The organism is Pseudomonas sp. Irchel s3a18 (assembly GCF_900187535.1).
GTDB lineage: Bacteria > Pseudomonadota > Gammaproteobacteria > Pseudomonadales > Pseudomonadaceae > Aquipseudomonas.
Genome location: NZ_FYDV01000001.1, coordinates 161413 through 181194, shown reverse-complemented (window position 1 = coordinate 181194; position 19782 = coordinate 161413). Strand labels below are relative to the sequence as shown.

The 19782-nt window shown below is 62.6% G+C and carries 15 protein-coding genes and 2 pseudogenes; 5 read left to right on the top strand and 12 right to left on the bottom strand.

Annotated elements, in window-relative coordinates; all coding sequences use genetic code 11:
• Positions 1-64: 64 nt before the first annotated feature.
• Complete coding sequence (locus tag CKW29_RS00680; RefSeq protein WP_095147703.1) at positions 65-2332, bottom strand: PAS domain S-box protein; 2268 nt, start codon at positions 2330-2332, stop codon at positions 65-67.
• Positions 2333-2545: 213 nt separating this feature from the next.
• Between CKW29_RS00680 and CKW29_RS00675 the strand changes: the two genes are divergently transcribed.
• The gene (locus tag CKW29_RS00675; protein ID WP_095144163.1) at positions 2546-4168 is read left to right on the top strand and encodes an acyl-CoA synthetase; all 1623 of its coding nucleotides are present in this window, start codon (positions 2546-2548) and stop codon (positions 4166-4168) included.
• Between the two features lie 120 nt (positions 4169-4288).
• Positions 4289-6061 (top strand): acyl-CoA dehydrogenase C-terminal domain-containing protein, encoded by a 1773-nt coding sequence (locus tag CKW29_RS00670; RefSeq protein WP_095147702.1) that lies wholly within the window; start codon positions 4289-4291, stop codon positions 6059-6061.
• A 39-nt stretch (positions 6062-6100) separates the two neighbouring features.
• On the opposite strand, the gene CKW29_RS00665 is transcribed toward CKW29_RS00670, so the two are convergent.
• Positions 6101-7069, bottom strand: coding sequence for a DNA-binding protein (locus CKW29_RS00665; RefSeq protein ID WP_095147701.1), 969 nt, complete (start codon positions 7067-7069; stop codon positions 6101-6103).
• Between the two features lie 288 nt (positions 7070-7357).
• On the opposite strand from CKW29_RS00665, the gene CKW29_RS00660 reads away from it, so the two are divergent.
• Entirely contained in the window at positions 7358-8269 is a 912-nt protein-coding gene (locus CKW29_RS00660) for a LysR family transcriptional regulator (protein WP_095144160.1), read from the top strand.
• A gap of 130 nt (positions 8270-8399) precedes the next feature.
• Here the strand turns inward: CKW29_RS00660 and CKW29_RS00655 are convergent, their stop codons facing one another.
• The 8 genes from CKW29_RS00655 to CKW29_RS00620 all read right to left on the bottom strand — a co-directional run bounded on the left by CKW29_RS00655 (position 8400) and on the right by CKW29_RS00620 (position 17531).
• Positions 8400-9440 carry an ABC transporter substrate-binding protein gene (locus CKW29_RS00655; protein WP_095147700.1) on the bottom strand — a complete coding sequence of 347 codons (1041 nt, stop codon included), beginning with the start codon at positions 9438-9440 and terminating at the stop codon, positions 8400-8402.
• Positions 9441-9492: 52 nt separating this feature from the next.
• Complete coding sequence (locus CKW29_RS00650) at positions 9493-10875, bottom strand: aspartate aminotransferase family protein (protein ID WP_095147699.1); 1383 nt, start codon at positions 10873-10875, stop codon at positions 9493-9495.
• Positions 10875-12320 (bottom strand): APC family permease, encoded by a 1446-nt coding sequence (locus CKW29_RS00645; RefSeq protein WP_095147698.1) that lies wholly within the window; start codon positions 12318-12320, stop codon positions 10875-10877. The genes CKW29_RS00650 and CKW29_RS00645 overlap by 1 nt, the downstream gene beginning before the upstream one ends.
• A 73-nt stretch (positions 12321-12393) precedes the next feature.
• Entirely contained in the window at positions 12394-13893 is a 1500-nt protein-coding gene (locus CKW29_RS00640) for an aldehyde dehydrogenase (protein ID WP_095147920.1), read from the bottom strand.
• A 10-nt stretch (positions 13894-13903) separates the two neighbouring features.
• On the bottom strand, positions 13904-15073 hold the full coding sequence (gene argE, locus CKW29_RS00635) for an acetylornithine deacetylase (RefSeq protein ID WP_095147697.1): 1170 nt from the start codon (positions 15071-15073) through the stop codon (positions 13904-13906).
• Positions 15066-15740 (bottom strand): DUF1028 domain-containing protein, encoded by a 675-nt coding sequence (locus CKW29_RS00630; protein WP_095144155.1) that lies wholly within the window; start codon positions 15738-15740, stop codon positions 15066-15068. Before CKW29_RS00630 ends, argE begins: the two co-directional genes overlap by 8 nt.
• Before the next feature lie 10 nt (positions 15741-15750).
• Positions 15751-16161, bottom strand: a complete 411-nt coding sequence (locus CKW29_RS00625) for a RidA family protein (RefSeq protein WP_095144154.1) — start codon at positions 16159-16161, stop codon at positions 15751-15753.
• Positions 16161-17531 (bottom strand): NAD(P)/FAD-dependent oxidoreductase, encoded by a 1371-nt coding sequence (locus tag CKW29_RS00620; protein WP_095144153.1) that lies wholly within the window; start codon positions 17529-17531, stop codon positions 16161-16163. Before CKW29_RS00620 ends, CKW29_RS00625 begins: the two co-directional genes overlap by 1 nt.
• A 284-nt stretch (positions 17532-17815) precedes the next feature.
• Here CKW29_RS00620 and CKW29_RS00615 point away from each other — a divergent pair.
• Positions 17816-17941 (top strand): annotated as a pseudogene (locus CKW29_RS00615) (IS5/IS1182 family transposase); the annotation flags it as partial.
• A gap of 219 nt (positions 17942-18160) precedes the next feature.
• Here CKW29_RS00615 and CKW29_RS00610 read toward each other — a convergent pair.
• On the bottom strand, positions 18161-18601 hold the full coding sequence (locus CKW29_RS00610) for a hypothetical protein (protein WP_095144471.1): 441 nt from the start codon (positions 18599-18601) through the stop codon (positions 18161-18163).
• Between the two features lie 117 nt (positions 18602-18718).
• Positions 18719-19219, bottom strand: a complete 501-nt coding sequence (locus tag CKW29_RS00605; protein ID WP_095144152.1) for a DUF4822 domain-containing protein — start codon at positions 19217-19219, stop codon at positions 18719-18721.
• A 262-nt stretch (positions 19220-19481) separates the two neighbouring features.
• Here CKW29_RS00605 and CKW29_RS00600 point away from each other — a divergent pair.
• Positions 19482-19740: pseudogene (locus CKW29_RS00600) on the top strand (IS5/IS1182 family transposase); the annotation flags it as partial.
• Positions 19741-19782: the final 42 nt, after the last annotated feature.

The window sequence follows — 19782 nt, the reverse complement described above, 5'->3', positions numbered from 1 at the left end:
TTTATTATTCTGCGTGCGGCCCCGCCTCGCGGTCCCGCACCTGCAACCATCACCCGCGCGCGGGCTACGATTCCTCGTTGCGCCCCAGCGGCAGGCTGCATACCAGGCAGAGCCCCGACGGTTCCGCGGGTTGAGCCTCCAGCGCCCCACCAAAGCCTTCAATGATACTGCGGCTCATCGACAGTCCCAGCCCCAAACCCTCCGGCTTGCTGGTGTAGAACGGGGTAAAGATATGCTCCAGCTGCTCGACGCTGACGCCCGGCCCCTGATCGCGGACCCAGACACACAAATGGCCGGCACGCTCCCCGGCACTCAAATCAATGCACGATGGCTGGCCCGGGTGACGCTCTCGGTTGGCATCGATGGCATTGCGCAACAGATTGAGCAGCACCTGCTCGAGCAGCACCGGATCGGCATACACCGACGGCAGATTGTCCGCCAGTTGCTCGTTGATGGTCACCTGGCAATTGCTCGCCTCCCACTGGCACAAACGCACGGCCTCCCGCGCCGCCTGAGCCATGTCGAGCTTCTGTGAGCGCCGCTGGCCCTTGCGCAGAAAACCGCGCAGGCGCTTGATCACCAACGCGGCATGATTGGCGTGTTCGTTGATGCGCTCCAGGCCCTGCGCCACCTTCTGCGCCGCCTGGGGATTGCTGGCGATGGCCTTCAGATAACGTTGGCTGGCGCTGGCATAATTGACCACCGCGGCCAGTGGCTGGTTGATCTCATGGGCGATGCCCGACGCCAGCTCACCCAGTGTCACCAGTCGGGCCGTATGCGCCAGTTCGTCCTGGTGACGTCGTTGCTGGGCTTCGCGCAATTCACGCTCGGTCATGTCCCGGGCCACCAACGAGTAGTAACGCTCCCCACTGGTAGCCCGGTGAGCCAGCACCACTAGGGACACCGGCAACGATGCGGCTTGATTCAAGGGCAGTAACCGCACTTCGGCACTCCACACTCCCAAGGCGTCGGCGCTGGACCAGCCATTGGCCTGCAGGTTGAGCAGGTCATCGCGCGCCAGCAGTGCATCGAGCGCGGGCAGCGGCTGGCGCTCGGTAAGGCCCAGGGCATGTCGCGCCGAAGGGTTGAGGTAGGTCAAGCGTCCACCGGGGTCGATAAACAGCACCAGATCAGTATTGGCCTCGACCACTTCGGCCAGGCGCCGCTTGTTTTCTTCGGCCTGCACCCGCGCGGTGATATCCCGCGACACGCTCACCACCTCGACCACCGCGCCGGTGTAGGTTTCACGAATAGCCCGGCTGGCGGTTTCAAACCACAGGTAGTGACCGTCGCGATGGGCAATGCGAAAGGTCATGGTGTGGTAACCGTCCTGCTCCAGTGCCTCACGCGCACTGTGGATCAGTTGTTGTTGATCCTGGCGGTGAAGCAGCGCCTGGACCCGGGTGCCGCGCAGCGCCTGCGGCCAATAGCCCAGCAGCGTCCAGCTGGCTGGCGAGGCATCCAGGAAGCGCCCGTCCGGCGTGTGCCGGGAAATCAGGTCGGTGGTGTTCTCGGTGATCAAACGGTACAGCCGACTGGCTTTGGCGGCCTCACGCTCCGCCACCACCTGAGCGGTTGCCAGTCGACCACGGGCCAGTACCCGCTGCTCAAGAGGGTCCGGAATAAACTGCCAGATCAGGACCTGACCGTCGAACTGAGCCTCGACGTCGGCAATGGGACGTTCTTGCTGCAGGCAGGCACGCACCAGTTGCCGGTGGTTCACCGGCAGCAACCCGGTCGCCGCGCACAGGGGCCGATCACCCAGCCACGTGAGCAGCGCCGCATTCGACTCCAGTGGGCGGGCCTGGGCGTCAAGCAACAGGCTCGGTTGCGGGTCGGCGCCCAGCAACGGGCTGCCACGCCGTTGCCGTGGCAGGCTCTCCAGCAAGGCCAGCAGCAGCTCATGGATGAATTCCAGCCACTCCAGGCCAACGCCCTCCTCCAGCTCCACCAACAACACGCCTGGCTGACCCTCGTCCAGCGGCAACGTGAGCACCTGGCCGTGACGCAGCGCGGCTCGCCGCACACGTCCGGCCAACCAGCACGGTAGCAGGCGCAGCTCGGCAAGGCTCAAGCGTGGTTGCCGGGCCAGGGCGTCGAACAATGGCTGATCGCTGGCCTGCAATGGATCGCCAAAACCTGGCGGTAGATGGGGTGGGTTGCCTGCGTGCTTGTAGACACCGGCGCTGGCTTGCCAGCCAAGGAAAAAGCACTGGCGCACCTGCGGGCAGGCTTGCAGCGTGCGACGCAACCCATCGGCACGCACCGCCAGCGGTAGCGCCTCGCGCTGCAGGCTCAACCAGTTGCGTAACTGCGCGCGAACCTCACTCATGCATGGCTTTCCTTGAATCATCGGGAGTGCGCGCGGCACAACGTCCACGGTCAGACAGGCTTGCACTATATAGTAATATAACTATACGCATATAGTCTTACTTCCATATCGGCATTGGTGAGTATATAAAGATTCGCCAGCGGTAAAAACAAGCACCTGCGGCCTCATCGATGCAGGGCATACAAGAGCAAACAATCTGCCATGGGTACCCGAATGTCGATCTATGAACAGGGCCTTTCGCCGGCCCCGACCAACCACATCGCCCTCTCTCCCCTGAGTTTTCTCGAGCGTACGGCAAGCATCTATCCCCACTACCCCGCCGTGATTCATGGCGCTATTCGCCGTGACTGGGCCCAGACCTATGCGCGCTGCCGACGCCTGGCCTCGGCCCTGGCCGGTCGTGGCATCGGCAAGGGCGATACCGTGGCGGTGATGCTGCCCAATATCCCGGCGATGCTCGAAGTGCACTTTGGCGTGCCAATGATCGGCGCGGTCCTCAACACCCTCAACGTACGACTGGACGCCGAGGCCATCGCCTTCATGCTCCAGCATGGCGAAGCCAAGGTACTGATCACCGACCGCGAGTTCCACGACGTGATCCACGCGGCGGTGGGCATGCTGGATCACCCGCCACTGGTGATCGATGTCGATGACCCGGAATACGGCGAAGGCCAGGCCGTCAGCGACCTGGACTACGAAGCGCTGCTCGCCGAGGGCGATCCGGCTTTCGCCTGGCAGTGGCCGGATGACGAGTGGCAGGCCATCAGCCTCAACTACACTTCCGGCACCACCGGCAATCCCAAGGGCGTGGTCTATCACCACCGCGGCGCCTACCTGAACGCCTTGGGCAACCAGATGACCTGGGCCATGGGCAACCACCCGGTGTACCTGTGGACCCTGCCGATGTTCCATTGCAATGGCTGGTGCTACCCCTGGACCATCACGGCACTGGCTGGCGTGCACGTTTTTCTGCGGCGCGTCGACCCGCAGAAAATCCTGTACCTGATCCGCGAACACAACGTCAGCCACCTGTGCGGCGCACCCATCGTGCTCAACGCTCTGGTGAACATGCCCGAGTCCGCCAAGGCGGCCATCGAGCATCCGGTCAACGCCATGGTGGCGGGCGCCGCGCCGCCAGCCAAGGTGATTGGCGCCGTGGAAGAAATGGGCATCAAGGTCACTCACGTCTACGGCCTGACCGAGGTCTATGGCCCGGTCACCGTCTGCGCCTGGCATGCCGAGTGGGATGAGTTGCCCCTGGAGGAGCGCGCCAGGATCAAGTCGCGCCAGGGCGTGCGCTACCCGACGCTGGAGGGTGTGATGGTCGGCGACCCGAAAACCCTGGAGCCGACGCCCCGTGACGGCGAAACCATCGGCGAGATCTTCATGCGCGGCAACACCGTGATGAAGGGCTACCTGAAGAACCCCAGCGCGACCGCCGAGGCGTTCGAGGGCGGCTGGTTCCACACCGGCGACCTGGCGGTCTGTCATCCCGATGGCTACATCGAAATCAAGGACCGCCTCAAGGACATCATCATCTCCGGTGGCGAGAACATCTCCACCATTGAAGTCGAAGGCGTGCTCTACCGTCATCACGCGGTGCTGGAAGCCGCCGTGGTCGCGCGCCCGGATGAAAAATGGGGTGAAACCCCCTGCGCCTTCATCACCCTCAAGGCGGGTCATGAGAGCACTCTTGAACACGAGATCATCAGCTTCTGCCGCAGTCACCTGGCCGGGTTCAAGGTGCCGAAAACCGTAGTGTTCACCCTGCTGCCCAAAACCAGCACCGGGAAAATCCAGAAGTTCGTCCTGCGCGACATGGCCAAAGCGCTCTAGATCCGAACCGAGCCCACCGGGCCCTCACGCCAGGGCACGGTCAAGCCCCGTCATCATCAAGCACCGGCACTGCCGGTGCTTGATGGTCGCCCCCTCCCGCACATCGACAAGAGGTCACCCATGCCCACGTTCAACGCTCCACTGCGCGACCTGCGCTTTGTCCTCCATGAAGTGTTCGAAGCCCCGCGCCTGTGGGCACGCCTGCCGGCCCTGGCGCACAGCGTGGACGCCGACACCGCCGACGCGATTCTCGAAGAAGCCGCCAAGGTCACCGGACAACTGATCGCCCCGCTCAACCGCAGTGGCGATGAAGAAGGCGCGCAATGGCTGAATGGCGAGGTCAGCACCCCTCGCGGCTTCAAGCAGGCGTATGCCACCTACATCAACGGCGGTTGGGTCGGTTTGTCCGGTAACCCAGGCTACGGCGGCATGGGCATGCCCAAGATGCTCGCCGTGCAGTTCGAAGAAATGCTCTACGCCGCCGGCTCCAGTTTTGCCCTGTATTCGGCCCTGAGCTCCGGCGCCTGCCTGGCCATCGACGCCCACGCCAGCGAAACCCTGAAAACCACCTATCTGCCGCCCATGTACGAAGGCCGCTGGGCCGGTTCCATGTGCCTCACCGAAGCCCATGCCGGCACTGACCTGGGGTTGATTCGCAGTCGCGCCGAGCCACGGGCCGATGGCAGCTATTCGATCACCGGGAGCAAGATCTTCATTACCGGTGGCGAACAGGACCTGACTGAAAACATCATCCACCTGGTACTGGCCAAGCTGCCCAATGCACCGACCGGGGCCAAGGGCATTTCACTGTTTCTGGTGCCCAAAGTCATGGTCAACCCCGACGGCACGCTGGGTGCCCGTAACGCCGTGAGTTGTGGCTCGATCGAGCACAAGATGGGCATCAAGGCCTCGGCCACCTGCGTCATGAACTTCGACGGTGCCATCGGTCATCTGATCGGCGAGCCGAACAAGGGCCTGGCGGCGATGTTCACCATGATGAACTACGAGCGCTTATCCATTGGCATCCAGGGCATTGGCTGCGCCGAGGCCTCTTACCAGGCGGCGGTCGGCTACGCCCGGGAACGCTTGCAGAGCCGCGCCGCCACCGGTCCGGTGGCCGAGGAAAAGGCCGCCGACCCGATCATCGTGCATGCCGATGTACGGCGCATGCTGCTCAGCATGAAAGCCATGACCGAGGGAGGACGCGCCTTTGCCTGCTACGTCGGGCAGCAACTGGACCTGGCCAAGTTCAGCGATGATGCCCTTGAGCAACAGCAGGCCGCCGCCCTGGTGGCCCTGCTCACGCCGGTGGCCAAGGCGTTCTTTACCGACACCGGACTGGACAGCTGCATCCATGGCCAGCAGGTGTTCGGTGGCCACGGCTATATTCGCGAGTGGGGTCAGGAGCAACTGGTCCGTGATGTGCGTATCGCGCAGATCTACGAAGGCACCAACGGGATCCAGGCTTTGGACTTGCTGGGTCGCAAAGTCGTGGCCAATGGCGGTGAAGGCTTGCGCTCGTTCACCGCACAGATCCGCCAGTTCGCCAGCCAGGCGGACGCGCCTTTTGCCGCGCCGTTGCTGGATGCCGTGCAACGCCTGGAAAGCACCAGTGACTGGTTGCTGACCCAGGCCAAAGGCAGCCCCAACGAAGTCGGTGCCGCGTCGGTGGAGTACCTGCACCTGTTCGGCTATGTCGCCTATGCCTGGATGTGGGCACGGATGGCCGCCGTGGCTCGCCAGCACCACGCTCAGGACCCTGCCTTCTACAGCGCCAAACTGGCCACCGCGGAATTTTACTTCAGCCGCTTGCTGCCCCGCACCCTGGGTCTGGAAGCCTGCATTCGCGCTGGCAGCGCGCCGCTTTATGGACTCAGCGCCGAGCAGTTCTGACGGGGCGCTACGCCGACCGCCAGGGTCGGCGCAGCCCGGTCACGCCTCGGCCTTGTCTTCAGGGGGAGGCTCAACCGCCTCCAGGGTTTTCAGCAGTTCGGCAATCTCGGCGGATTGACGTGCTGACACATCGCCCCATTCGCTGACCTCACGCTGCAAATGGGCGACCTGCTCCAGCAACACCTGCTTGCCGCCCTCCACTTGCGCCACCTGGATCTTCAGCGCACCGATTTCACTGCGCTGACGATCCACCACCGTTTCCAGTCCCAGATTGGCCTTGTGCTGCTGCCGGGCCTCGGTGAGCAGGCGCTCGTTATCGCGGTTCAACTGTGTCACTTCATCCTGCTTGATGATCAGCGTCTGCTGCAGATGACGCATCTCCATCTGCACCTGTTGCAACTGCCCCTCATGCCGGCGCTGCTCCTGCTCCCGTTGCTCCTTGCTCGCGGCGCGGTAGTGCTCAAGCGCATCACGGGCATGCTGGTGCTTTTCTTCCAGGGAGCGCACCTGCTCCTGCTTGTCCTTGAGGTGCACCTCAAGGTCCAGGTTCGACTGGCTCAGCCGTGCATTGCGGGTCTGTTCGGCCTGCAAGGTCGTACGGCAGGTGTGCAGCTCGCCGGACTCGGTTTCCAGGGCGACACGCTGGATATCGTGCTGCTGTTGCAGGTGCGCCAGCGCAGCCTGGCTGGCGCTGAGTTGCTCATTGAGTGCGGCCTGCTCGGCCTGGGACACCTTCAGCGCCTGCTCGAAGCGCTCCTCGCTCTCTTCCTGCAAGCGCAACGCCAACCGTGACACCAGCTCGCCAAGCTCGTCGCTGAGGGCCTGCTGGGGCGCGCCACGGCGCAGATCGAGGTCTTCGAGTTCCTTCAAATAACGATGAATCGTGGTTTTCGAGCCGGTATTGCCCAGCTCTATCCGTACGGCATCGATGCTTGGATGTTCTCCACGCGCCAGCAATGCCTCCCGCGCTTTCTGCACGATTGCCTTGTTTACGCCGCCACGGGCCATGTGTTGCTCCTACGATTTCGTACTGTATTACGTACTATGTATATACATTCCATTGATGTCAAAGCCAACGATGCCAATTAGCGTGTTTGTCTGATTGAATAATTGAGCGTTATCGCATCTGTAATCGTCAAAACTGCGTTTACTCGTGTGATCCAGTACGCCAGAACCGGCCCTGGAGACGCGCACGCTAAAATGTCGTCAATGCCCAGCAAAATCCACAGCAGAGCCCGCACCCCGCCGGGCGCCGGACGGAGTAAGGTAGGTAAAACCCCAAGCCTGAGGTACGCCGTGGCGTCCTATTCCCTGCGTCAGTTGAAGTACTTCGTCACCACCGTCGAATGTGGCAGCGTTGCAGAAGCCTCCCGCAAGCTGTACATCGCCCAGCCGTCGATCTCCACGGCCATCAAGGGCCTGGAAGACAGCTTCGGCGTGCAATTGTTGATCCGTCACCACGCCCAGGGCGTGTCATTGACTCCCAGCGGCGCGCGCTTCTACCGCAAGGCCCAGGAACTGCTGCGCATGGCGCGGGAGTTCGAGCAGAACGCGCTGGCCGACAACGATGTGGTCAGCGGGCAGATCGATATCGGCTGCTTCGAAACCGTCGCCCCGCTCTACCTGCCGCGCCTGATCGCCGGTTTTCACCAGCGCTACCCGGGCGTGGAGATTCGCCTGCAGGACGGCGAACAGCAGGAACTGGTGCAAGGCCTCACGGGTGGACGCTTCGACCTGGCGATCTTTTATGAACACGATTTGGACAGCACCATCGAAACCGAAGCGCTAATGGCCCCGCAACGGCCCTATGCCTTGCTGCCGGTGGGGCATCGGTTTGCAGATCAGGCCCAAGTGTCGCTGCGAGATTTGGCGCTCGAGCCGATGATCTTGCTGGATGTGCAGCCGAGCCGGACGTACTTCGTGAGCATTTTCGAAGAGCTGGGGCTGACCCCGAACATCGTCTTCAGCTCGCCGTCGATCGAAATGGTGCGCGGCATGGTGGGCCAGGGCTTCGGCTTCGCGGTCCTGGTGACGCGGCCACACTCGAGCAGCACCTACGATGGTCAGCAGTTGGTCTGTGTGGCGATTGCCGAGGACGTCACAGGTTCGGCGCTGGTCGCCGGCTGGCTCAAACGTGCGCAGCTGACCAAGCCTGCGCAGTTGTTTGTGGAGTACTGCAAGGAACAGTTTGCGCAATGGTTGATGTGAGGCCGCGCTTGATGCCTGCCGATGGGTAGGAGCGAGCATACTCGCGATGAACTCAAGCGCAACGCGTTTATTCAGAACGCACGCGTTATCGTTGACATCCATCGCGAGCTAGCTCGCTCCTACATTCTAGCTAGCGAGCCGCCCAGGCGTTGAAGCGCTGCTCAAGCTCTTCGCCATGATCGACCCAGAACTCCGCGTCCACTGCCCGTGCGTCGGCCAGGTTGGCGGCGGCGGTTGGCAGTTGCTCCTGCACCGCAGGCGGTAACAGTGCCAGCGCCTGACGATGCACGGGCCCATAGGGGATGTTCTGCGAGAACACCTTCTGGGTCTGGGGCTGGCTGGCAAAGGCGATGAAGTCCTCGGCCAGTGCCTTGTTCGGCGTGCCCTTGACCACGGCCCAGTACTCCGGGTCATACAGGCTGTGGGGCCAGACGATACTCAGCGCCATGCCTTCCTTTTGCGCCGAGGCAATCCGCCCGTTGTAGGCCGCGCTCATCACCACATCCCCCGCCACCAGCCACTGCGCCGGCTGGGCGCCTGCCTCCCACCACTGGATGTTCGGCTTGAGCTGGTCCAGCTTGGCAAAGGCCCGCGTCACCCCCTGGGGCGTGTTCAACACCTTGTACAGATCGTCGGCCTTGACCCCGTCGGCCAGCAAGGCGATTTCCAGGGAGTACTTGGCGCTTTTGCGCAAGCCGCGCTTGCCGGGAAACTCGGCAACGTTCCAGAAGTCCGCCCAGGACCCCGGAGCCTTGCTCAACTTGCTCTGGTCGAAGGCCAGGACCATCGACCAGACATAGGTGGCCACCCCGCACTCGGTGAGCGCGCCGGGGACGAAATGCGCCGGATCCCCCAGCCGCGTCAGGTCGAGTTTCTCGAACAGGCCTTCTTCACAGCCGCGCAGCAATTCGGGGCTTTCGACTTCGACCACGTCCCAGCTGGTGTGACCCGCCGCGACCATGGCCTTGATTTTCGACAGCTCGCCGTTGTATTCGCCAGCGACGATGTTTCCTGCACCGCTGGCGTTGAAGGGTTGGAAGTAGGCCTTGTCCTGGGCCTGCTTGGTGGCACCGCCAAATGAAATCACGGTGAGGCTCTGGGGCGCGGCTGACACACTGCCGCACAACAGGGCCAAGGCAAACGGAACACTGCAACGCAAGGATCTGGACATGGATCGGTTCCTCGGGAATGCCGGCTCGCCCGCACGAGCCGGCGCGGACTGCTTATCGGCGACCGTAGGCGCGGGCGGTGCGGTCTACTGCAATACGGGTCTTGTCGACCAGTTCGTCGATGTCGGCGTGGCTAGCCACCAATGCCGGCGCCATGATCATCCGGCCCAGAGTCGAGCGAATGATCAGGCCCTCTTCAAAGCCGAAGGTGCGGCATTGCCAGGTCATGTCGTTTTCGTTGGCAAAGCGCTTGCGGCTGGCCTTGTCTTCGGCAAATTGCAGGGCGGCCACCAGGCCGGTGCCCTGGATCTCGCCGATCAACGGATGGTCGTCGAAGGCCTCGCGCAGGCAACGCTGCAGGTAAGGCCCGGTGTCCTGCTTGACCCGGGTGACGATGCCTTCGTCGCGCAGGGCCTTGAGGTTGGCGATGGCCACTGCCGCCGCGACCGGGTGCCCAGAATAGGTCAGGCCGTGGGCAAACACTCCACCCTGCTCCACCAGCGCCTGGGCCATGCGCTTGGACAGGATCAAACCGCCCATGGGGATGTAGCCGCTGGTCAGGCCCTTGGCGATGGACAGGGTGTCGGGCTCGAAACCGAAGTGTTCGTGGGCAAACCATTCACCGGTGCGACCAAAGCCGCCGATCACTTCGTCAGCGCACAACAGCACGTCGTATTGACGGCAGATACGCTGGATTTCCGGCCAGTAGCTTTCCGGCGGGAAGATCATGCCGCCGGCGCCCTGGAACGGCTCGGCAACGAACGCCGCGACATTCTCGGCGCCCAGTTCAAGGATCTTCTCTTCCAGCTGGCGGGCCGCGCGCAGGCCGAACTCGGCCGGGCTCAGGTCGCCTTCGTGGGCGAACCAGTACGGCTCGTCGATGTGCGCGACGTCCGGAATCACCCCGCCCATTTCGTGCATGAACTTCATCCCGCCCAGCGCCGTGGCCCCCAGGGTCGAGCCGTGGTAGCCATTCCAGCGACCGATCATGATCTTCTTCTGCGGCTGGCCGAGGATCTGCCAGTAGCGACGCACAGTGCGGATCAGCACCTCGTTGGCTTCGGAACCAGAGTTGGTATAGATGGCGTGGCTGTAGTGATCCGGCAGCAAGCTGAACAGCAGCTCGGACAACTCCACCACGGCCGGGTGGGTGGTGTGGAAGAACATGTTGTAGTACGGCAGTTGCTCCAACTGGCGGCTGGCAGCGGCGGCCAGGTCCTTGCGGCCGTAGCCGAGGTTGGTGCACCACAGGCCCGACATGCCGTCCAGGTAGCGCTTGCCGTCGTTGTCCCACAACGCCAGGCCCTCACCGCGCACGATCACCCGCGGGCCTTCGGCGTTGAGTGCCTTCTGGTCCAGGAATGCATGGATGTGGTGCGCCGCGTCCAGCGCCTGGTAGTCCTGGGTGCTGCGGGGGGTGTCGAGTTTTGCGTTCATTACAGCTCTCCTTGATTATTGAGGTTGTCAGTACGGCTGCCCAGCGCAGGCTCCAGCGGCTCGGGCCTGAACAGTGGCTTGCGCATCACGCATTTGATCCACACCACGGCGATCAGCGAGACGATGGCCAGCACTACGCCGGCGCTGGCGAAAATCGGCACGGTCATCTCGGGGCTCGGTGACACGTGCCAGATGGCAAAGAGCATGCCGGCGATGCCAAACAGCTGCGGCAACGGGTAGAACGGCGTGCGAAACGGCCGGTGCACATGCGGATAACGGCGACGCAGGGCGATCACGTTGATGTGGGTGATGATGTAGGCCAGCAACCAGGCCAGGGCCGCCGCCAACAGCAGGCGATTGATTGCGTCCGGGTTGTCGTGCATCAGCAGCAATGGCAGGCCGGTGACGGCAGACACGAACAGCACTGCGACCCAGGGGGCGCCGCTGCGTGTGCCCTGGCGCTTGAACACGCCGAACGCCTGGCCGCTTTGGGCCATGCCCAGCAACATGCGCGGGATCGCCGCCAACGAACTGTTGAGGGTGCTGCAGGTAGCAGTGATCGCGGCGGTGACCAGCAACACCTGCCCCGCTTCACCGAACACCGTGGTAGCGAACAGGTAGTGAGGCAGGCCATTGCTCGCCAGCTCCGCCTGCGGCACGGTGAGCAGCGCGCCCACGCAGTACAGGGCGATGATCAGGAAGATCACCGTCAGGCCGACCATCATCGAGGCCGGGATATTGCGTTCCGGGTGCCGGGTCTCTTCCACCAGCGGGCAGACGAATTCGGCCCCGACAAAGCCCCACACCGCCATCGCGGCCAGTGCGATCACCCCCAGGCCCATGGGGTTCCAGCCCGATGTCGCCACCAGGGCGGAGACACTACCGGCCCCTTCGCTGGTCAGCGCGCCCAGGCCCATGACCAGCAACATCACCATCATCACCAGCGCCAGAACGGTCTGCAGGCGGGCAAAGATGTCGATGTTGAACAGGTTGAGCACGGTGAACAGCAGCAACACGCCAAAGGCCACGCTCAGGGGCGGCATCGAGTGCGGGTAGACCTTGTCGATGATGAACTCCATCAGCAGCAGCTCGGCCGACAGGGCGAACATCGCCACCACCACATAGCCGGAGAAGGTCGCGAGAATCGCCGGGAACTGGCCGATGGCGACTTCGGTGTAGCTGCTCAGGCTGCCGGCGCGGGGAATCATCAGCGCCAGTTCCGAGAACGAACAGGCGTAGCTCAGGGCCAGCAGCCAGGCCAGAGCCAACGGTACGATAAAGCCCATGCCGGCGATCCCGGCACCTTGCAGCATCAGAACCATCACGCCCTGGGAGACCACCAGGCCCACGGCAACCGCCAACAGGGCGCTGAAGCCCAGGCGTTTGCGGGGGCCGGCCTGCGCCGGGGCAAGGGGGTGTAGCGGCACGCTTGAGGAACTGTCCATCGGTTGCTCCGTTTTGTTGTTGTAGGGAGAACAAATCGATTGTTTGTACGGCGGATGCCCGGTGATTGGGCCGTCAGCCGCGCAACTGAATCCAGGTGGTCTTGAGTTGCGTGTACTTGTCGAACGCATGCAGCGACAGGTCCCGGCCAAAGCCCGACTGCTTGCCGCCGCCAAAGGGCACCGTGACATCCAGCGCATCCACCGTATTGACCGACACCGTGCCCGCGTTCAGTCGCCGCGCCACGCGGTGCGCACGGTTCAGGTCGTCGGTCCAGACGGACGCCGCCAGCCCGTAGATGTGCTCGTTGGCCAGGGCGATCGCCTGCTCCTCGTCATCGAACACGGTGATCGCCAGTACTGGGCCGAACACCTCTTCCCGGGCCAGTTGCATCCCGGCGTGTACGTCGGTAAAGATCGTCGGCTCGATGAAGTTGCTCGAACCGTCGACCGTCAGCTGCCGGCCACCGCACACCAGGCGAGCACCCTCGGCGGTGGCCTGTTCGATGTACTGCAGGATTCGCCGGGTCTGCCGCGTGTCGACAATGGCCCCGGCGCGGCTCGCCGGATCCAGCGGGTTACCCGGCTGCCACAGGCGCGCCTGGACGATCAGGCGCTCGACGAACTCATCAAGGATTGAGCGCTGTACCAGCAGGCGCGAGTTGGCCGAGCACACCTCGCCCTGGTTGAAGAAGATCCCGAACGCCGCCTTCGCAGCCGCCAGATCCAGGTCCTGGCAATCGGCGAACACCAGGTTCGGGCTCTTGCCACCGCACTCCAGCCAGACCTGCTTGAGGTTCGACTGCGCCGAGTACTGCATGAAGTACTTGCCGACTTCGGTCGAACCGGTGAACACCAGCGCATCCACGTCTGGGTGCAGGCCCAGCGCGCGGCCGGCCTGCTCACCGAGCCCCGGCACCACGTTCAGCACCCCGGGCGGCAAGCCGGCTTCCAGCGCCAGTTCAGCCAGGCGCAACGCCGAGAACGGCGACTGTTCGGCAGGCTTGAGCACCACGCTGTTACCCGCAGCCAGTGCCGGGGCGAGTTTCCAGGCGGCCATGTCCAGCGGGAAATTCCACGGCACCACCGCTGCAATCACTCCCAACGGTTCCCGGGTGATGGTGGCCAACACATTCGCCGCCGTGGGCGCAACCTGGTCATACAGCTTGTCCAGGCTCTCGCCATACCAGGCGAACACATGGGCAGCGCCGGGCACGTCGATGTTCCAGGCGTCCATTACCGGCTTGCCCATGCTCAACGAATCGAGCAGCGCCAGTTCCTCGCGGTGGGCTAGCATCAACTGCGACAGGCGCAGCAACACCGCCTTGCGTTCAGTCGGTGCCATGCGCGCCCAAGGGCCTTGGGCAAAAGCCCGCCGGGCGCTGCGCACGGCCAGGTCGACATCCTGCTCAGCGCAGGCCGCCACCTCGGCGAGCACTTGGCCGGTCGCCGGGTTGATCACCGCCAGCCGTGCACCCTCCGCAGCTTCACAGGGCGCGCCGTCGATCAGCGCGGTGTCGATCAAGCGCTGCCGTGCCGCCAGGGCTGTCCATTGATTGAAATCGTTCACCGTCATTACCTTGTCGTTATTCATCGTCCGGTTCACTCAGGTAGACCGCCAGGCGATCCATCAGGCGGTCACAGGCCGCCATTTGCTCGACGCTGACGTACTCGTCGGGTTTGTGTCCCTGCTCCATGCTGCCGGGGCCGCAGACCACCGAGGGGATGCCGGCCTGGTCAAACAAGCCCCCTTCGGTACCGAACGCCACCGTGCCAAAGGCATCGCTGCCACACAGCCTGGCGATCAGCCGGGCGGCGGCGCTGTCCACCGGTGTCGCCAGGCCCGGATAAGCCGACAGGGTTTCGAAGTGGATGGCGCTGTCGGCCTTCACCGCCTGCATCGCTGGCAGCAGCGTCTGCTCGGCGTATCCTTGCAGCGCCTCCACCACCCCTTGCGGGGCGAAGTCCGGCAGCGCCCGTACTTCGAAGTCGAAGCGGCAATCGGCCGGCACGATGTTCAAGGCCGTGCCGCCCTCGATCACGCCGACTTGCACGGTGGAGTACGCGGGGTCGAAGCGCTCGTCATGCCGCCGAGGATCGGCCAGCTGCGCGCCGATCTCCCCCAGCCGGCCAATCAGCCGCGCAGCCTGTTCGATGGCGTTGACCCCATACGGCGCGTAGGCCGAATGACAGGCCGCCCCTCGTACATGGCACCGCATCGCCAGCTTGCCCTTGTGGCCGAGCACTGGCTTGAGCTCCGTCGGCTCGCCAATCAGGCACAGCGCCGGCGCCGGGATATGCGCTGGCAGGGCCTCCAGCAGGCTGCGGACGCCCAGGCACCCCACCTCTTCGTCGTATGAAAACGCCAGGTGCACCGGGCGCCGCAGTTGGCTGTCGAGAAACACCGGCACGGCGGCCAGTACCGAGGCCAGGTAGCCTTTCATGTCCGCCGTGCCACGCCCGTACAGCTTGCCGCCCTGCTCGCTCAGGCAGAACGGTTCGACCGTCCAGGCCTGCCCGTCCACCGGAACCACGTCGGTGTGCCCGGACAACAGGATGCCGCCAGCCACCCTCGGGCCGATCGTGGCCAGCAGGTTGGCCTTGGTCCGCTGCGCGTTGTAGATCAGCTGGCAATCCACACCCAGGCCGTGCAGGTAGTTACGCACGAACGCGATCAACTCCAGGTTGGAGTCGCGGCTGACCGTGGCAAAGCCCACCAGCTGCGCCAACAGGGCCCGGCTGCGCAGCTCACTCATCGCCGGGCACTCCATAGCTGGGGGCCAGGGTCGGATTGAGGGCGCGGGTCAGGTAATCCTGTAGTTGAGGCTGATAGGCGTCCCAGAGCCTGGCCAGTTCGCCGATCGGATTGTCCTCGGCCCAGTCCACGCGCAGGTCGACGATGGGCCAGGTCAGGTCACCGACCACCGACAGCGCCGCCGAGTGCACCGCCCCGGCTTCCCCGCCGGCGTCCTGGCCGGCCTGCAACGCACTGAGCAAGCGCGCCGCGAGACAGCCTTCGCTGCTTTCAAATGCCGTGACCATGGCGTCGATCACGGCGCGGCTGGCCAACAGGTTGCCGGCCGCCACGCATTGCACGCCGGCCAGCGCGTTGTGCGTGCCCAGCGCATGGTTGCCGCTGAACAGCGCCGTGCGGCCCTGGGCATCGACCACCGCCACCTGGCGGTACTGGCTGAAGCCATTGCTGCTCAAGCCCCGGTCCAGCGCCTGGTCCGGGGACAGTCCGGCGGCCAGCCCGTCCAGAATCTGCGGCCCCAGGGCCGGCAAGGTGATGTTCTGACTCGACACCGCGCCGACCCCGGCGCGCAGCCAGGGGCAGCGTGCCCCCACGGCGATGCTCGAGGAACTGATGGCAATGCCCAGCTGACCGGTCTCGGCACACCGTCCGACAATGGAAAAGGTCATGATTGACTCCTTATTCGGGGATCACCGCGATCACATCGATTTCCATCAGCCACTGCGGCTGCCCCAGGGCACTGACCACCAGCCCGGTGGAGATCGGGAACACGCCCTTGAGCCACTTGCCGACCTCCTGGTACACCGGCTCGCGATAACGCGGGTCGATCAGGTAGGTGGTGGTCTTGACGATATGGCTAAGGTCGCTGCCGGCTTCCTCGAGCAGTTGCTTGACGTTGCGCATGGCCTGCTCCGCCTGGGCGCGGGGGTCACCGAGGCCCACCAGTTGGCCGTTGAAATCGGTCCCCACCTGGCCACGGACATACACCGTGTTGCCGGCTCGCACGGCCTGGCACAGGTCGTTGTCCAGGGTCTGGTTGGGGTAAGTGTCCTGGGTGTTGAACATGCGGATGCGGGTATGAGTAGGCATTAACGGACTCCCATGAGGCTGGTGGCGTGGACCGGTGAAACGGACGTCGGCTCGGGCTCTGCCTGGCGTTGCGAGGCGTCGCGATAAGCGAGGTAGGTGCGCTGCTTAACGATGTGGTCGCCAATGTGCTTGGCGTCGTGCCACACGCCCCAGATAAATGCCGAGCCCCGGCGCGTCAGCCACGGCAGGCCGACGAAGTAAACCCCCGGCTCGCTGGACACCCCGCGTTGATGCCGGGGCTTGCCGCTGGCGTCGAGGGCGTTGACCTTCAGCCAGCTGTAGTCCACCGAGTAACCGGTGGCCCAGATGATCGAGGTCACCCCGGCCTCGGCCAGGTCCAGTTGCAAAATGGGCTGGGTCAGGCACGGTGGGTCCGCCAGCAAGGCGCGGGCTTGCGGTTCTTCCGGCAGGTCCAGGCCGTTGCGCGCAATGTAGGCGTCGGCCGCATCGAGCAGCGCCAGGTAGTTCTCATCGCCGCGGGCAATGTTGTCCGCCAGATTCGATTCGAAGGTCACCACGCCATCGGCGAACGAATTCGTCAGGCCGACCAGTGTCAGGCCCTGATGGGCCAGCCGGCGGAAATCAACCGTATGGCCGCCACGCGCACCACTGACCGCGATGGTCACGTGCTCCTTGCCCGCCTGGACCACTTCCGCATCCCATTCGCCGAGCACGCCCAGCCACCAGCAGAAGTCGCGGTTGCGATAGGCGCGCGGCGGGCGATCGTGCGCCCCCACGGAGAGATAGACCTGCTTGCCGGCGCGTTGCAGTTCATCGGCAATCTGCACGCCCGACGAGCCAGCCCCCACCACCAGCACCGCACCTTCTGGCAGTTGCTGCGGATTACGGTACTGGGCCGAGTGGATCTGCGTGATGCCTGGCACTTCAGTGGCAATCGGCGGGATCACCGGACGCTGGAAGGGACCGGTCGCCACCACCACCTGGTTGGCCTCGATCACGCCCTCCGAGGTTTCGACGGTAAAGCCCGGCCGACCGCTGTTGCGCTCGACCTTCTGCACGTCCACGCCGGTGCGTACCGGTGCGTTGAACTTGCGGGCATAGGCTTCGAAGTAATCGGCGACCTGTTCCTTGCCGGCAAAGGCGTCCGGGTCCAGGCCCTGGAACTCAAGACCAGGGAAGCGGTCATGCCAGGCCGGGCCGTTGGCCACCAGCGAATCCCAGCGCCCCGTACGCCAGGCTTCGGCGATGCGGTTGCGCTCAAGAACCAGGTGCGGGACGCCCAGTCGGCTCAAGTGTTCACTCATGGCCACGCCGGCCTGACCGGCGCCAACGACAAGGGTATCTATGTGTCTTTTTTCAACTGTCATGGCTGTGTACTTCTGAAAGTTGGGTTGATTCAGATCGACCATGGCTGCCGCCTCTGGGGCTGATCATTGTTGTTTTACGGTTGCGGCTATCGGTACAAGGGGGTGTTGGCGGCATTCTGTTGGGAGGCGGGAATTTACGAAATTATGATTTTTGTCGTTGCTGGCGAGGAAAAAGCTGCTCCCGCGCAAAGGCCCGGGCGCAGAGGGTTGCGGGCGTGTGCGCTCGCCACGGTGTGTGACGCAAAGTGGTGGTCAGGCGGTCAATGTCGCGGACGTCACCCAGGTCGACAAACTGCTGGATGGCGAGGAGAACCTGAGATCGAGCACCCGTTCGGGTGATCAAGCGCCAGTTTGGTTATGTAAGGGTACGTTTTCGTGGCTTGGCGAAGAACTCCGCGCAGTTGGTGACGTTGTACGCACTGTCGCACCTGTGGATGGCGCGCCGGTATTGACTGACGACTGCAGGAGAGGTGCGCCAGTAATGCGGAAAATGGCTGCTGCGAAGTGCTCGCGGTGGCCAAAAAGCCAGAAACGAGGGGCTAGGATCGTTTGGGTGCTTTCAAAATCAGCAGGCGCTGCAGTCAGTCAGAAATACATGAGTACTTCAGACCCTCCCTAGGAGGGATGCAAGCGCCTCGGCATGCTGCAGACGCTGTGCACCTGTTCTGGAATTACTGGGCAGGATTGGCTTGTCGTACCTTGTTTAGTTCTGCCTGTGCTATTGCTTTGTAATCATATGTAGGAAAGAACTCTGTCGTGTAACTTCCCCACGCGGTGTTTTCGAGTGCGAGGTTTACCGCTGCCAAGCGTGAGGCGGGTAAGCGTAGAACGATGACGTGTCCGATGCCCATGGTTATATTCCAACTGACAACCTCTACCCCCGCAGGAGGAAACGCCTTGTAAAACCCCTGTTTGGCCATCTGAGCTCTCAGCTCCCCTAATGGGCGTGATTGATCGTGCTTCAGGAACACAGTCAGCATGATTGCATTATCTGGTGTGGCGACAACATGCTTTACCTCCGGGGGCGCTGCGGGTTGAGCATTGGCGCCAGCCGAGAAAATTGCGGACAACAGAAATGTACACATCAACAATGATTTGAATTTTATTCTCATGTTGCATTGCCTTTTTATGGTTGGTTTTTTGTGGGTGTCGTTCAAATGCGGCATCATTTGATGCGGGTGCCTGGCAGTATCGAAACAATGGTCTTATGAAAGTTTGTTGGCGTGTATTTAGTGGGACATAGAGGTCTTTATAGGTCCCGTGTAGGGCGCATGGACCACATAAATTCGAACAGGGGCGTTGGTTTCTACCATGTCGCGAGGCACCTCCCGCGAATAGGTGAACTCTTCGTTATTCAGTTTTTCCAGTCTCCTGACCACGGTTTTGACCGAGCCTGTATCAGGTACCAGAATATGGGTTTTTTTATCGCCGGTGACAAGAAAGTAACCGCCGCCGCCGTTGTCATACTTTGACTGTCCTGTATCGGTATAAAAAAATTCATAACGATTGCGTTCAGGATCCCACATTGATATTCCAACCACGCCCGGATATTTATCCTTGACGTCTACTTCCGGGGCTCCTTCTATATAAACTTTTGTTGTCAGCCATTGAGGAGATGAGGCAAACGCTCGAATGTCGGACTTGGCCTCCACCTGCTGCCCATAACTGGAGAGTGGGCTGAGCAACCCGGCGAGAAGCAGGCCCGCAAATAAAGATTTGTATTTTCGCATGGAATAATTCCTGGCTAGGTTTGAGTGGGGCGATTGTTGTTTTGTTTTTCTCGCAAAAACAATGATCACTGCAATCGGCGGATTGAAATATAGGCCCGACGCAAGTCACTCTCAATACCTCGGTATATATTTGCAACAATTCCAACCGCGACACATTAAAAAACAATTTGGATACTTTCGATAAATAGAGTGAAAGTAAGGAAATATCCAAACAAGTCTCAGATGTACTGAAATACACCCTCACACCTGATCCGAGTCGCCCATGAGTCTGATGAGCCTTTCCGACTTCGAATATGCCGGAAAGCGTAAGCAAACCCGCCGCGAATGGCTCCTCGCCGAGTTGGATCAGGTACGGGTTATCCCTGAGCGACCCAGCGGTGGAAGAGGCGCTGTATGAAATCACGCCAATGCGGCCAGTTCGCGCGCCTGCCCCTCAGGACACTATCGTCGATGCCACGATGATCCACGCGCCCAGTTCGATCAAAAATGAGGACGAAAGACGTGATCCTGAGGTACACCAGGCGGTGCCAATCCAACGCAGCCCGCCAAAGGCACCTGGCTTC